This window comes from Mycobacterium persicum (genome assembly GCF_002086675.1).
Lineage (GTDB): Bacteria > Actinomycetota > Actinomycetes > Mycobacteriales > Mycobacteriaceae > Mycobacterium > Mycobacterium persicum.
This window is the reverse complement of record NZ_MVIF01000319.1, coordinates 1-384: the sequence shown is the minus strand read 5'-3', so window position 1 is coordinate 384 and position 384 is coordinate 1. Positions and strand designations below refer to the sequence as shown.

Annotated in this window: 1 protein-coding gene; it reads left to right on the top strand. The window is 78.1% G+C overall.

What is annotated here, in order from left to right:
* On the top strand, positions 1-384 hold a 384-nt coding region (locus BST40_RS30545; protein WP_208618964.1), incomplete at both ends, for a hypothetical protein.

The window sequence follows — 384 nt, the reverse complement described above, 5'->3', positions numbered from 1 at the left end:
CCGGAGGGGCCGGCGGAGGTGCGGGACCCGCCGGCTCGGGCGGCCAGGGCGGATCCGGAGGCAATGGCGGGTGGCTTTCCGGCAACGGTGGCGACGGCGGAACCGGTGGCGCCGGCGCCGTCAACAACGGGGGTAACGGTGGGGCCGGCGGCAATGCCGGTTTGCTCTCCGGAAACGGCGGTGACGGCGGCGTCGGCGGATACGGCAACAACAACGGAGGCAGCGGTGGCGCGGGCGGCGACGCCGGCTGGCTCGCCGGTGACGGCGGCAATGGCGGGACCGGCGGAGTGGGCGGCACCACCAACGGCGGCAGCGGCGGCGACGGCGGCAGCGGAGCCTGGCTTTCGGGCAACGGCGGCGCCGGCGGCGCCGGCGGCCAGGGCG